Raw genomic sequence first — 13,759 nt, 5'->3', positions numbered from 1 at the left:
ATGAGGACTTACCAATCTGAATGCCGTCCTCGGTTGGGCTGTGCCCGCCCGGAACCGCCATTTAAGATCACCGCCAACAAAACCTCGCCTCCAAATCGAAGACGCCGGAACACCCGGAGCGCGAGCACGACGAATAGAGCCGAGCGCCTCTGCTTGCAGCGCCCTTCTCGATTGTCTGCTGGGCATCCTCGCGCTCTTGCAAGGCTGAACTCCCGGCTTGGCTCGCTGGAGATGCACGCGGCTGTTTCCTGGAAGGATCTCCGGTGGACAGACACGTGTGTTCTTCTGAATGGGGGGTGCGCCGGTGGATCGCAGGCAGCCGAAACCGACGAGTCGAGAGCAGGGCCACCTCGTCAAGGAGCACCTCGCCGAACGCTGCTCCGTCCGCCGGGCGACGGCGTACCGCGTGCTGGAACGCTTCCTGGACGTACACACGGAGGTGCGATGAGCTTCCCGCTCTGGCCGGAGCCCTTGCGGCCGGGTGATCCGCACCGGGCGGGGGCCTATCGGCTGGAGGGGCGGCTGGGCGGTGGCGGGATGGGGCAGGTGTTCCTGGGGCGCTCTCCCGGCGGCCGACCGGTCGCGGTCAAGCTGGTGCGGCCCGACCTGGCCGACGATCCCGGGTTCCGGCGCCGGTTCGCCCTGGAGGCAGAGGCCGCCCGCCGGGTCGGCGGGTTCTACACCGCCCAGCTGGTCGACGCCGACCCCGATGCCGACCCGCCGTGGCTGGTCACCGCCTACATTCCCGGCCCGTCCCTGCACCAGGCCGTCGAAGCGCACGGACCGATGCCCACGGAGGCGATCACCGTGTTGGGAGCGGGACTGGCCGAGGGGCTCGGCGCTATCCACGCCTGCGGCCTGGTGCACCGCGACCTCAAGCCGTCCAACGTGATCCTCGCCGCCGACGGCCCCCGCGTCATCGACTTCGGCATCACCCGTGCACTGGACGCCACCTCCCACACCCTCTCCCGCGCGGTGGTCGGCACCCCGTCGTTCATGTCCCCGGAACAGGCACGAGGCCGCGAGATCGGTCCTCCCAGCGATGTGTTCTCCCTCGGACTCGTCCTGGCGTTCGCCGCCACCGGTCACAGCCCGTTCGGCACGGGACGGGCCGAGGCGATCGTCTACCGCGTGGCCCACGACGAACCCGACCTGACCGGCCTGCCCGCCCACCTGGCGGAGCTGGTGAAGTGCTGCCTGGCCAAGGACCCCGGCGACCGCCCCGGCGTGGCCGACATTCTCAAGGAACTCACCGACCCCGCCCGGACGACCACCCAATGGCTTCCGCCACCGTTCGCGACGATGGTCGACGAACGCCAACTGCAGACCCCGCCGGCCCTGGCACCTTTCCCCTCTTCCGATCCCGGCCCCCACAAGGGCAGGACCCGAGACGACGCCGACCACGGCCGAGCCCTGGGCACTCCCGGCGGCACGGAGCGGTATTCGCATGAGCCGGGTCACCGGGCACCCAGCGGCTCCGACCTGCCCACCGACAGGCGCCGCCTGCCCCGGCGCCTGTTCCTGCTCGGCGGTGTGGCTGCGCTTGGTGCCGCGGCCGTCCCGATCGGCTGGAACTTCTGGTCCCACCGCAACCGGCTGACCGACAGGGATCTGTACACGGTGGCGTTCAGCCCCGACGGGCGCACCGTCGCGGGAGGCAACATCCACGGCGACGGCTGGCTGTGGGCCGCCGACTCGCACGAGGTGATCGCCGACTTCTCCGCCGAGAACTCCGTCAACGGCGCCATGGCCTTCACCCCGGATGGCTCCGCACTGGTGACAGCCGGGATGAAGGAGCCGTTGAGCTTCCGCGGCCCCTCCACCGGGAAGGTGACACACTCGCTCTCCTCGCCGGTCGGGGGCGCCCACACGATGGCGTTCAGCGCGGACGGCGCCCAATTGGTCGTCGCGGGAAACATCCCGGTAGGCAACCCGGAAGCCTCTGAGATCTGTGTCGTGTGGGATGTCGCAGCCAAGGAGCCGAAGCGCAAGCTGCCGTTCGCGACGAGGGCCAGTTCCGCGGTGAACTCGGCTGCGTTCATCGACGACGGCCACTCGATCCTGCTGGCAGGGGAGGACCTCACCGCAGCCGACGGGACGGACGGCTTCTGGCGCTGGAACCTCGACAGCGGCGACCTGGAGGCGATCGGCCCCGACGGGTACGGCTCGGCGGTCGCCGTGAGCCCGAACGGGAAGCAGTACGCGCTGGGCGGCGCCCACGGCTGCTCCCTGACATCCGGTCAGGGAACCGGGCTGCGCCCCATCAGCAGCGCGGACGTCGACGCCCTCGCCTTCAGCCCGGACGGTGCCACCCTGGCAGTGGCCGACAAGGACGGCATCCGGTTATGGGACACGGCGACCGGTCGGGCGAAGGCGACCGTGACCGACCGCAGGGCCGCCGCACTGGCGTTCCATCCCGATGGAACCTTCCTGGTCTCAGGAGGCTGGTTCGTGGATGCCGGAGGCTGCTGGCTGTGGCCGGTCGAAAACGCGTGACCAGGCCGAGGGCGGAGCTCCGGTCGCCCTGATCACGAACGGCGTCCGGTGCGTCACTGACGAGGCTCGACCGCGTCAGCCTGCCAGGCGGGCGAGGGCCAGTGCGTGTGCCCGGTCGAGGGATTCCGCGGCGGCGCAAGGGATGTCCGGCTGCACGCCGGTGCCCTCCCAGTTCGCGCCGGAGACGGGGTTGACGGCGCGGCCGGTGGGGACGGTGGCTTCCAGGTGGGGGTGCACGGTCCAGCCCCGGCACGGGTGCGCGCCGCCGCGGGTGGGCTCGCCGACGATGACGGCGCGGCCGAGCTGCTGCAGGTCGTAGGCCAGCTCCTCGGCGGCGGAGAAGGTGCTGTCACTGGACAACACGTACAACGGTTTGCTGCCGCCGAAACGTGCGCCGGGAACGTGCGGCAGGCTCCAGGACTGCTCCCTGCGCTCGCCGCCGCGCCAGTACATGGTGTTGAGGTGGGTGCGCTCGTCCAGGAGGTAACTGCAGACGAAGGCGACGGTGTCCGGGTCGCCGCCCCGGTTGTCGCGAAGGTCCACGATCAGCGCCTGGGCGCGGGAGGCCAGGGTGAGCGCGGCGCTCAGCGGTTCGGCGGCCCACTCCAGCGGGAACAGCATCGGCGCCAGCTCCACCACGGCGACTCCTCCGTCGAGCAGCTCCACCCGGGGCGCGCCGCCCAGCGAGGTGTCGTAGTCCCGGCGGATGGATTCCAGGGTTGCCGCGCCCTGCTCGGGGGACACCGGGTCAGCGTGGTGCTTCAGCCTCAGGTGTTTGTCGCCGTTGACGGACTGCAGATCCGCGGTGACCAGACGGGCGAGTTCCTCGGCATCGCCGACGTCGTAGGCGCCCTCGGCGAGACGTCGTCGTAGCAGGTCGGCGAGCTGCTCGGCGATCTCGGGGAAGACGTAGTGCTCGGTCAGCAGGCGGGCTGTCTCGTCGATGACGGGGGCAGGCTGAAGGCTCGTCAGGGGGGTCATGGCAGGAAGTAGAGCACCGCTCTTCCGAAGACGTCAAAACGCCTTCGGCAGGCGTGACCCGTCTTCCCACCGGCTCCTGACCGGCCGCTCCCGTCGTCCGGCCGACCTGCATCCGTCGGCGGGTCAGCGTGCGAGCGCGTCCGGGAAGCCGAACGTCGTGACCAGCGCGGGATCGTGGAACTTGATCACGCGGGCGATGCCGGTGGCGGTGAGGACCAGCACCACGAGGCCGTCGGCCCGGAGCGTGCCGTCCGCGTCCCGGTGGTACACGACGGCGGAGGGGTGGCCGTTGGCGGTGGTCGCGATCATTCGCCAGTCGCCCGGTGTGCCCAGTACGTACGCGTCGAGCAGGTGGATGCACTTCGCCCGGCCCGACCGCCAGTCGCGGAACGGCGTCGCCTCCAGCGTGGCGTCCATGCGCAGCACCTGTTCCAGCAGGCGGACGTCGGAGCGCTCGAAGGCCGCGATGTAGCCGTCGAGCAGCGCGCGTGCCCGTCGGTCGGTCGGTTCGAGCAGTTCCGCGGGCTCGGGCTCCAGTTCGCCGAGCCGGGCGCGGGCGCGTTGCAGACCGCTCTTGACCGCCGCGGTGGTGGTGCCGAGGATTTCCGCGGTCTCGGCGGCCGAGAACGCGAGCACCTCGCGCAGGATGAGGATCGCACGTTGGCGGGCGGGCAGGTGCTGGAGACCGGCGATGAGCGCCAGCCGCAGGGACTCGCGTTCGACCACCACCGTGGCCGGATCGTCGACGGGCGGGGCGATCCACGCGTCCGGCAGCGGTTCCAGCCAGGAGACCTCGCCCGGCGCAACGGGACTCGGCGGGCGATCGGGGCCGTCGTGCGGACCTGTCAGACCCGACGGCAGCACCCGGATCGGGCGCGGCTTCAACGCCGTCAGGCAGACGTTGGTGGCGATCGTGTAGAGCCAGGACCGGATCGACGCCCGGCCCTCGAACCCGGCGTAGGCCCGCCACGCCCGCAGGTACGTCTCCTGCACCAAGTCCTCCGCGTCGTGCGCCGAGCCGACCATGCGGTAGCAGTGCGCCAGCAGTTCCCGGCGGAACCGCTCGGTCTCGGCGGTGAACTGGTCTTGACCTGGCGGGCCCTCTTTCGTGGAAGCGGCGTCCTCGGCAGTGCGCCGGCCGGTCCCGGACCCGAGCGCGGCTTCCGGCGCAGCCGTGTCGTCCCGGTCCAGCGTCACGACGAATCGCGCCGTCTGCCTGACGGGCGGGTCCACCGTTGCGGTCATCTGTTCAACTCCTGTCATGGGCGCCTCCGGTCAGGGCAGCAGGGCCAGTTTGCCGACGGTGGCCCTGGCCTCCAGTTCCGTCAGCGCCTTCGGGCCGTCGGCCAGTTCGTACACGGTGGGCAGGCCGGGGGCGAGCACGCCGGCCGCGATCAGTGCGGACAGCTCACCCATGAGCTCGCCGAAGACCTGCGGTGCGGCCTGGGCCAGCACGCCGATGTTGAGGCCGATGACGTGGACCTGGTGCTTGTACACCAGGCCCCAGTTGGTGATCGGGACTTCGCCGCCCGCCAGGCCGTAGACGACGACCCGGCCGGTGACCGGCTTGGCCGCGGCCAGGCCGGCGTGGAAGGCGGCGCCGCCGGCCGACTCCAGCACGAGGTCGGCGCCGCGACCGCCGGTCAGCTCCAGCACCTCGGCGGTGAGGTCGCCGCCGAGAGAGTTCAGCACGTGGTCGGCTCCCAGCGCCTGCACGGTCTCGTGCTTGCCCGGCGAGGCGGTGGCGATGACCGTCGCACCGTAGTGCTTGGCCATTCTCACCGCGGCCTGCCCGGTCCCGCCCGCCGCGGCGTGGATCAGCACGACGTGCCCGGCGGCGACGCCGCCCAGAGGCTTGAGCGCGGCCAGCGCGGTGGGCCAGTTCACGACCAGCCCCAGCGCCTGCTGATCCGTCCAGCCCGAAGGCACAGGCACCGCCGCGGCCGCGGACAGGACCATGTACTCGGCGAAAGCGCCCGTTCCCACGCCGACGACGCGAGCCCCCGGTCGGGGGCCGGTCACGGCCTGGCCCATCGCGACGACCTCACCGGCGGCCTCGAAACCTGCCAGGTACGGTGGCCGCGGGCCGCCTGCGAACGTGCCGTGGGCCTTCGAGACGTCGGCGAAGTTGACCCCGGCGGCGGTGACGCGGATCAGGACCTCGCCCTGGCCGGGGCTCGGCACCGGCGCGTCAACGATCAGGCGCATGTCCTGTGGGCCGTCGAGGGACGTCTGCTGCAGCGCGCGCATGGTCGCGGGAATGCTCATCGGCGATCAGCTCTTCCTTCTCGGCGTACATAGGGGATCGGCCCGGCGCGCGGGCCGATCCCCCATGTAGACCCCGGCCACCACCGAAAGGAATCGGCCGATGGTCTTCCGCACTGGACCGCATCGGTCGCTTTCAGGCGGCGCTGAGCGGCGCGGGGCTCTCGGGGAGCCGCCAGTTGCCGCCGCGGTCCTCCTTCGAGAAGCGCGCGACGAGATCGGGGACGTGCAGGAAGCACGCCAGTGCGGTGGCGGCCTGGAAGGCGTCGATCGCACGCTGGGTCGTCGGCATGCCCAGGCGCAGGAGACGCGGATTCACCTCGCCCTGGATCTCGTCGACGAAGGGCCGCAGCACGCTGTCGTAGTTCGCCAGTGCGGTCGGCAGATCGCCCGGGTGCCTGTTGATCTCGCCGGCCAGCACGTAGGCGCCCACCAGACCGCCGGAGACGCCCATGCCGCTGTACGGGGAGGCGCAGTGGGCGGCGTCGCCGGCCAGGACCACGCGGCCCTTGGACCAGGTGCCGGTTCGCACCTGGACGACCTCCTGGGAGTAGAAGAAGGGGCTCGTCCGCATGCCGTCGACGAAGCGCTCGGTCTGCCAGCCCGCGTCGCGGAACCTGCTCGCCCAGAACTCCTGCTGGCGCTCGACGGGTTCGCGGTGGATCGCCGAGGACTCCGCGGACTCCTCCCGCAGCACGAAGTACACCTGCGTCTCGGTCGGGTTGTGGCTGCGGCGCATGATCTGACGGCCGCCCGGGACCATGTAGGTGTCCCGGATGTTGCTGTCGGACGCGATGCGCGGGATGAACCAGTAGGCCATGTGGATGCCGAGCCGCCAGTAGGGGTCGTGGCCCGCGGGGAGCATCGCCCGCCGGATGCGCGATCCCTGCCCGTCCGCGCCGACCAGGAGGTCGAACTCGCTGGAGGACCCGTCGGAGAAGTGCGCGACGACCTTCTGCTCGTCCTGCTCGAAGCCGTCCACGCTCATGCCGAAGACGTGCTCGGTGTCGTCCTTCGACGCGTCGTGCAGGATGCGTACCAGGTCGCCGCGCATGATCTCGTACTCGGAGGTGAGGGTCTGCCGGCCCTGGCCGGAGGTGTTGGCCATGATCGTCGCCTTGGTCCTGCCGCGCGCGTCGACGAAGGCGACACCGGCCTCGTCCACCAGCTTGCCGCGGACGGCGTCGAGAAGCCCCATCCGCTCGACGGCCTCGATGCCCTGTCCCCGGAGGTCGACCTGCGCCCCGGTGGCCCGCAGCGCCGGGAAGCGTTCGACGACGGTCACCTGGTGGCCGCCTCGCGTGAGCCAGAAAGCCAGCGCCTGGCCCGCTATCCCGCCGCCGGTGACGAGGACCCGCAGGGGATGGGCTCCTGATCTGTCGGCCATGCCGTCGCTCCTAAAAAATCTATCAGTGAATGATTCCTCTGCAGAGTCATCTATCAGTGATAGATTTGTCAACGTGACCAAGGTCAACCGTGAGATCGTCGTCTCCGAAGCGCTCGACCTGCTCGACGAGGTCGGGCTGGACACGGTCAGCACGCGGCGGCTGGCGAAGCGGCTGGGCGTCGAACAGCCCTCCCTCTACTGGTACTTCCGCACCAAGAAGGACCTCCTCGCCGCCATGGCGGAGGCGGCGATGGCACCGCATGCGGCCGTCCCGCTGCCGATGCCCGGCGACGACTGGCGTGACTGGTTCCTGGACAACACGCGAAGCTTCCGGCGAACCCTGCTGATGCGCCGCGACGGCGCCCGCCTCCACGCGGGCAGCACCCCTGCCAACGACCTCGACCGGATCCGCCGCAAGATGGACTTCCTGATCGCCTCCGGAGTGCCTGAGCGGGACGCCCAAATGGCGATGCTGGCCGCCGGCCGGTTCACGGTCGGCAGCGTCCTGGAGGAACAGGCGGACGCCGGCGACGGCTCGGATCCGCCGACGGACATGCCTGTGATCGACCACGAGTCGGCGTTCGAGGCCGGCCTGACCCTCATCCTGGACGGCCTGGTACATCGCACCGCAATGCGGGCAACCAGCTCCGATGATGATCGCTGACCGGGGTCGACGGGCTCCACCGCGGGCCGTCAGCGTTCGGAGAGCCCCTCGACCGGTTCGAGCCCCGCCGCGGAGTGGGCGCGGAGAACGTCGGCGGTGAAGTCGTCGAGGGGATAGAAGAGCTCGATCGCCAGCTCGGCCAGCGTCACGTCGGCCGGAGCGCCGAAGGTGGCCATGGTGCTGAACATCGCCAGTTCGCCGAACGGGGTGCGGATTCTCAGAGGCACCTCGATCGGGCTCGGGCTCGGCTGGTGTCGCGGGACCTCGTCGTCGCTCGATGGCACGGGGTAGCCGGAAACCTCCTCGTGCAGCCGCTGGAGTTCGATGTCTCCAGTGGCGTTGACCTGGCGTGACAGCCGTTCGAGGAAGAGCGTTCGCACCTGCTCCAGGTTGGCCAGCCGCGCGGCCAACCCCTCGGGGTGCAGGGCCAGCCGGAACACGTTCGGCTGCGGTTCCAGAAGGTGCGGCGGGATGCCGTCCATCAGGACGCCCATGGCGCGGTTGCCCTGCAGCACGTTCCAGACCCGGTCGACCACGACGGCCGGGTACGGCTCATGCGCCGCCAGCATGGTCTCCAGCGCGGATCGGATCGAGGCCATGTAATCGTCGTCAAGGCTGCTTTCCCGGTAGGCCGGGGCGTAGTCGGCGGCCAGCAGCAGCGTGTTGCGCTCGCGCAGGGGTACGTCGAGCGCTGCTGACAGGCGCAGCAGCATCGTGCGGCTCGGACGGGCGCGGCCGTTCTCCATGTACGACAAGTGCCGTGCCGAGGTGTCGGCCAGGTTGGCGAGATCGAGCTGGCTGAGCCGGCGGCGCTGACGCCACTCCCGTAGCAGGGCCCCTATCCGGGACGGCTGTTCCGCGTCCATGCCGAGGAGGATAGGCCACCACCAGGTGGGCGACGTCATGACCTCTGAGGTTATTGAGCGCATAACCACCGCGATGGCATGGTCTTGTCCGGTCAGGACCTACTCAGTCGAAGGAGACCCGGATGAGCACGCCGACCCCGACCGCCCGGCATCCAGAGAACGACACCACAGGCCGGCTGCGCACGATCTTGCGGATCGACGGGTGGAGCACCGCTGTCTTCGGTGTGGTCATGCTCGTCGCCGCCCAGCCGCTCAGTGGCCCGCTCGGCCTGCCGACCGCCTGGTCCGTCCCGTTCGGCGTGGCCATGCTGGGCGGGGCCGCGGCGCTCGGCCTCATCGCAGGTCATCCGCGGATCCCTGTGCGACATGTGGCGTTCGTCGTGGCGGGCAACGCGCTGTCCTGCGTGGCGCTGCTGGCCCTGGTGTTCGCGGACGTGATACCGCTGACCGGCTGGGGGGTCGCCTTCATGCTGGTCGGCGCGCTGGTGGTCGCCGTCTATGCCGGGCTCGAGTTCGCCGGGCTCCGGCGACTGGGTGCGAGATGACGAGGACGGGCAGGGGGCGAGCATCAGGCAGCGGGCCGATATCGGTCAGCTTGCGGCCGACCGCATCGCATCCGCGTTCCTGATGGTCAGGGGTGCGATGCTGCCTGCGACGACGAAGAGCAGCGCCAGAATGCCCCAGGTCCAACCACCCGTCAGTTGCAGCATGCCGGTGATCAAGATGGGGCCGAGGACGTAGCGGCTGACCGAGCGACCCATGCCGAACGCCGCCAGGTACTCACCTCTTCGGTCGTCCGGAGCGAAGGCGTACGACAACGTCCAGGCCGCGGGGACAGCGATCAATTCCGCTGCGGTGAGCATCACCAGCGCAGCGCAGAACAGTGCGAGAGGCGCCGAGTGGGCCGCGTACCAGAACAACAGACAGGCGGCGGCAGCGAATGCCGCAGCGACGGGCTGACATCGCCGGGCAGCTCTGAGGCTTGTGACGTGGCGGGCTACGAGAGCTTGAAAGACCAGCGCGAGGACTGTGTTGATGGCGTACAGCGCCCCGAGTGAGCCGTCCGGCAATGTGGTCGCCCGAGCGAGCCACAGCGGAAAGGCGAGGTTGAGTATCGGTTGCCAAAGCTGCAGTACGCCATCCACACAAGCCAGCGAGAGCAGCCGCAGATCACGTAGCACGCCCAAGCCTCGCCGGACGGGGGCGGGCTCTTCGGTTCGGACCGGCTGGGGCAGGGTGGCGAAGGCCGCAGTGACCAGAAGACAGGCTGCCGCGTTGGCCAGGATGATGGTCCGGAAGAGGCCGGTGCCGGCCAGCAGTCCGCCGAGTGGACCGCCGATGCTGATCGCCAGGTTGATCACAGTCCGATACGAGGCCAGCACCCTCACCCGGCTGTCTCCTTCGGCGATCTCTGCCACGTACGCCTGGGTCAGCGCGGTCGCGATCTGGTCGGCGACCGTGATGATCGTGACGACGACGAGGTACCCCCACCAGTCTCCGACGAGGGCGTAAGCGGCGGTTCCGGCAGTGCGTAGGGCATGCACCAGCACCAGTGCCCGCCGGACACCGTAGCGGTCGGCCGCCCGGCCCAGCGGTATCGCGGCGGCCATGGCCGCGGTACCCGCGATGCTCAAGCCCAGCCCGACCTGGCCTGCGGCGAGCCCGACGACGCCGGTGAAGTAGACGGCCGAGAAGGCCAGGAAGAGCCCCGAGCCAAGGAAGTCCACGAAGCTGGCGCCGAGCAGCCGCCGCACCGCTCGACGCTCGGTGCGACCAGCATCTTGTGTCATAGTCGCACTATTTTGCACCCTAGGGCAGCATTGCGCCATGACCGATCCCGCCGAGGCCGTAGGCCACACCCTCGCCGCGAACCTGCGCGCCGCACGTCAAGCCCGAGGCTGGCGGCTGGAAGAGCTGGCCACTCGGTCCGGCGTCAGCCGCGGCATGCTCCAGCAGATCGAGACCATGCGCACCAACCCCAGCATCGCGACGCTCGCTCGGATCAGCGCCACGCTCGGTGTTTCGATCGGCGAGCTGGTGGAGCCCCCGGAGGAGCTCGGCCGCGTTTCCCGTGCCGCCGACGCCGTGGTTCGCTCTGAAGGCCGCGCCAGGCTCCTGATCAACGACAGCCAGCCGCCTTTCACCGAGCTTTGGGAGTTCCGGCTGCCCGCCGGCGACAAGATCTCCACGCCCGCGCATCCGACCGGCACCCGGGAACTGTTGCAGCTTCACTCGGGCAGCGTCGCGGTCACCGTCGGCGGGGCGCTCTTCCAACTCGCCGCGGGAGACGCGCTCCGCATGCGAGGCGACCGCCCGCACGCCTACAGCAGCCAGGGCCCGGAGCCGGCCCACTTCACGATGGTCGTGGTCTATGCCGGCGCCCGGGACCCTCGATACGCGAGCCTGGTCCCCGGCTGATCCAACGGTCTGTCGTGCGGCTCCACCCTGCGATGCGCCGATCCGTCCCGACGACCTGCGCCACGGGCCCGCCCTCGTGCGGACAGAGCGGGGACCCTGCGAAGGCGGGTCAGGGGCGGGCGGTGGGGAAGCGGCGGAGGGTCGGGCTGAGCGTGGTCGCGGTCGCCACGAGGGTGAGGGCGGCGGCGCAGGCCAGGATGCCGCCGGTCCCCGCCGTGACCAGCGCTCCGCCGAGCAGCGGCCCGAGCGCCGCCGCGCCGCCGCCGCACAGCCCCGTGATGCCCGTCAGCCGGCCGCGCAGCGCGTCCGGGGTGACGGTGATCTGGTAGGTCAGGATCGTGGTGTTGGCCAGGGGGACGAAGAAGGCGGCGCAGCCGAGCAGCAGCCCGAGCGGCAGGCCGCTCGGCACGACCGCCATCAGCGCCGTCAGCGCGGCGGTGACCCAGGAGAAGCCCACGATCACGACCGGCGCGGGCAGCGCGGCGTGCAGCCGGTCGGCCAGCGCGGCGCCGAGCAGCCCGCCCGCCCCCATGCAGGCCATGCTCAGCCCGATCACCCCGGCGCCCACCTGGTCCTCGTGGGACGTCGCCAGCACGATGATGATCAGTGCGGTGAAGACCAGGTTGGACAGCAGCATCCACAGCAGCGTCGTCCTGATGACCCGCCGGCCCAGCACCCACCGCAACCCGGCCACGAGGTCACCGCCCGGCCCCCGCTCCTCCCCGGCCGGAGCCGGACGCGCGGGCAGCCGCAGGAAGAGCAGCGCGACGGAGGAGAAGGCCAGCATGACGGCGTCCACCACGAACGGGATCGCCCGCTGCAGGGCGAACAGGAAACCGGCCAGCGCCGGCCCCACCAGGGTCGCGATGAACGGCCGCGCGGTGTTGGCCGCCACCGCCCGCGAGAGCTGCGAGGCGGGTACCACCTGCGGCAGCGCGGCCTGCTCGGCGGGCTCGAACGCGGCCCCGAGCAGGCCGTCGAGCAGTGCCACCAGCAGGATGTGCGGGAAGGAGTAGGCGTCCAGCCACACGGCGGCGGCGACGGAGGCCATGGCCAGCGCCCGCCCGGTCTGGCAGATCAGCAGGGTGCGCCTGCGGTCCCAGCGGTCGGCGATCACCCCGGCCGGGAGGTTGGCGATCATGTGGCCGGCCGCCACCACCGACGAGGCCAGCCCGGCCTCCAGGGCGGAGCCGGACATGGCCAGGATCAGCAGGGGGATCGCGATGAAGTTGATCTCGTTGCCCAGCTCGGAGAGGAACTGCCCGCTCCACAGCGTGGCGTAGCTCCTGTTGCGCGACAGCGGGGCTGGCGCGGGTTCGACGGTGGAATCCTTCATGGTGTTCCTCCCGTCCAGGACTCCGGCGGCAGGCGGCGGGCCAGTCGTCCGGTCACTTGGATCAGGCCGATCCGGCCGGCGTCACCGCTGAGACCGGCGCCGCTGTGGTCGTCGGCGATGAACCGGCCGGCGTGCGCGGTGCGGCCGTGGGGCGGCGGCTCGCCGACGGCGAACACCAGGCCGAGGAAACACGTGATCGCGCCCGTGGACCGCAGGCTCAGGCGGCCCGCGCCGTCCTCGGCCACCTCGAACCTGGCCGCGCCGTTCGCGTACGCTCCCGCGCAGCCCGGCGGACCCGGCACGGGCGCCCCGAGAGCGGCCAGCGGGCGGTGGTCGCCCACTTCGACGCCCGCCGCCGCCAGCCGGTCCACCAGGTCGCGCCACACGGCCAGGCCGGTGTTCGCGTTCGTGGTCAGCGCGACGACCGTGCCGCTGACGGGATCGGCGCGCAGGTGGCACGAGGTGCCCTCGCCCGTGCCGTCGTGGCCGAACCACTCGGCGCCGTCGCGGCGGTGGATCGCCCAGCCGAGCCCCCAGCCGTCCGCCATGCCGTACGGGCCGATCGCGGCGCCGGCCAGCCGGTCGACGCGCATCCGCAGCAGCGTGTCCGCGCCGAGCAGGGCGGGCAGGGACGGGTCGCCCAGGTGCAGGCGGGCGAAGGCGACCAGGTCGGCGGCGCTCAGCGCCAGCGCGCCGTCCGGGGCCTCGACGGGCGACTCCTCCTCGGCCACCGCCACCACCACGTCCCGGGACGGGTGCACGCTGTGGCCGGTCGCCGCCCGGCGGGCCGTCGGCGGGCCCGCCACGTACGCGGGCGTGATCTCCAGCGGCGCCAGCAGCAGGTCCTCGACCGCCTCCCACCAGGTCATCCCGGTGACGGACTCGATCAGGTGACCGGCCAGGACGTACCCGGCGTTGGAGTAGGAGAACGCGGGGACGATGCCGGGCCAGGCGGGCCCGCAGTGTCCTTCGGCCCACGCCCGCCTGCTGGGCGCCCGGTCGGCGTCCTCGGCGTTGGCCGCCAGGCCGGCGGTGTGGCTGAGCAGCCGGCCCAGGGTGAGGTCCGCGGCGTACGGGCCCAGCTCGGGCAGCGGTCCGGCGAGCGGCGTGCCGAAGCCCACGTCGCCGTCGTCGGCCAGCATGGCGGCCAGCGTCGCGGTGAACGGCTTCGTCAGCGACCCGAGCGGGAACGCGGTGCCGGCCGTCACCGGCGGGCCGCCGGGGGTCTCGACGCCGTACTCGGCGGTCGTCGTCCGGCCGTCGCGGTGGACGGCGAGCTGGGCGCCGGGGACGCGGTGCCCGCGCGACAGCTCGGCCAGCAGGCCCGGCAGGTCGAGGCGGTCCAT

General features: G+C 71.2%; 12 protein-coding genes. 4 read left to right on the top strand and 8 right to left on the bottom strand.

What is annotated here, in order from left to right:
• The first annotated feature begins 444 nt into the window (after positions 1–444).
• Positions 445–2,496 carry a serine/threonine-protein kinase gene (locus tag ABZ459_RS17670; RefSeq protein WP_357971303.1) on the top strand — a complete coding sequence of 684 codons (2,052 nt, stop codon included), beginning with the start codon at positions 445–447 and terminating at the stop codon, positions 2,494–2,496.
• 75 nt (positions 2,497–2,571) lie between these two features.
• Here ABZ459_RS17670 and ABZ459_RS17665 read toward each other — a convergent pair whose 3' ends face one another.
• The 4 genes from ABZ459_RS17665 to ABZ459_RS17650 form a co-directional block, all read right to left on the bottom strand.
• Positions 2,572–3,477: a S41 family peptidase gene (locus tag ABZ459_RS17665; protein WP_357971302.1), complete on the bottom strand. Its 906-nt coding sequence runs from the start codon at positions 3,475–3,477 to the stop codon at positions 2,572–2,574.
• Between the two features lie 123 nt (positions 3,478–3,600).
• The gene (locus ABZ459_RS17660) at positions 3,601–4,722 is read right to left on the bottom strand and encodes an RNA polymerase subunit sigma-70 (protein WP_357971301.1); all 1,122 of its coding nucleotides are present in this window, start codon (positions 4,720–4,722) and stop codon (positions 3,601–3,603) included.
• Between the two features lie 30 nt (positions 4,723–4,752).
• A complete protein-coding gene (locus ABZ459_RS17655) occupies positions 4,753–5,745 on the bottom strand; it encodes a zinc-binding dehydrogenase (protein ID WP_357971300.1) in 993 nt (330 codons plus the stop codon).
• 133 nt (positions 5,746–5,878) lie between these two features.
• Entirely contained in the window at positions 5,879–7,129 is a 1,251-nt protein-coding gene (locus tag ABZ459_RS17650) for an FAD-dependent monooxygenase (RefSeq protein ID WP_357971299.1), read from the bottom strand.
• A gap of 73 nt (positions 7,130–7,202) precedes the next feature.
• Between ABZ459_RS17650 and ABZ459_RS17645 the strand changes: the two genes are divergently transcribed.
• Positions 7,203–7,793, top strand: a complete 591-nt coding sequence (locus ABZ459_RS17645; protein ID WP_357971298.1) for a TetR/AcrR family transcriptional regulator C-terminal domain-containing protein — start codon at positions 7,203–7,205, stop codon at positions 7,791–7,793.
• 29 nt (positions 7,794–7,822) lie between these two features.
• Here ABZ459_RS17645 and ABZ459_RS17640 read toward each other — a convergent pair whose 3' ends face one another.
• The gene (locus ABZ459_RS17640) at positions 7,823–8,659 is read right to left on the bottom strand and encodes a helix-turn-helix transcriptional regulator (RefSeq protein WP_357971297.1); all 837 of its coding nucleotides are present in this window, start codon (positions 8,657–8,659) and stop codon (positions 7,823–7,825) included.
• Between the two features lie 122 nt (positions 8,660–8,781).
• Here ABZ459_RS17640 and ABZ459_RS17635 point away from each other — a divergent pair, with 122 nt between their 5' ends.
• Complete coding sequence (locus tag ABZ459_RS17635) at positions 8,782–9,204, top strand: hypothetical protein (protein WP_357971296.1); 423 nt, start codon at positions 8,782–8,784, stop codon at positions 9,202–9,204.
• A 45-nt stretch (positions 9,205–9,249) separates the two neighbouring features.
• Here the strand turns inward: ABZ459_RS17635 and ABZ459_RS17630 are convergent, their stop codons facing one another.
• Positions 9,250–10,413, bottom strand: coding sequence for an MFS transporter (locus ABZ459_RS17630; RefSeq protein ID WP_357971295.1), 1,164 nt, complete (start codon positions 10,411–10,413; stop codon positions 9,250–9,252).
• A gap of 73 nt (positions 10,414–10,486) precedes the next feature.
• Here ABZ459_RS17630 and ABZ459_RS17625 point away from each other — a divergent pair, with 73 nt between their 5' ends.
• Positions 10,487–11,077 (top strand): XRE family transcriptional regulator, encoded by a 591-nt coding sequence (locus tag ABZ459_RS17625; RefSeq protein WP_357971294.1) that lies wholly within the window; start codon positions 10,487–10,489, stop codon positions 11,075–11,077.
• 109 nt (positions 11,078–11,186) lie between these two features.
• Here ABZ459_RS17625 and ABZ459_RS17620 read toward each other — a convergent pair whose 3' ends face one another.
• Complete coding sequence (locus ABZ459_RS17620; RefSeq protein ID WP_357971293.1) at positions 11,187–12,413, bottom strand: MFS transporter; 1,227 nt, start codon at positions 12,411–12,413, stop codon at positions 11,187–11,189.
• On the bottom strand, positions 12,410–13,759 hold the full coding sequence (locus ABZ459_RS17615) for a serine hydrolase domain-containing protein (RefSeq protein ID WP_357971292.1): 1,350 nt from the start codon (positions 13,757–13,759) through the stop codon (positions 12,410–12,412). Before ABZ459_RS17615 ends, ABZ459_RS17620 begins: the two co-directional genes overlap by 4 nt.

Origin of the sequence: Nonomuraea sp. NPDC005692 (assembly GCF_040631115.1) — a bacterium.
Lineage (GTDB): Bacteria > Actinomycetota > Actinomycetes > Streptosporangiales > Streptosporangiaceae > Nonomuraea.
This window is presented reverse-complemented; position numbering and strand designations above follow the sequence as displayed.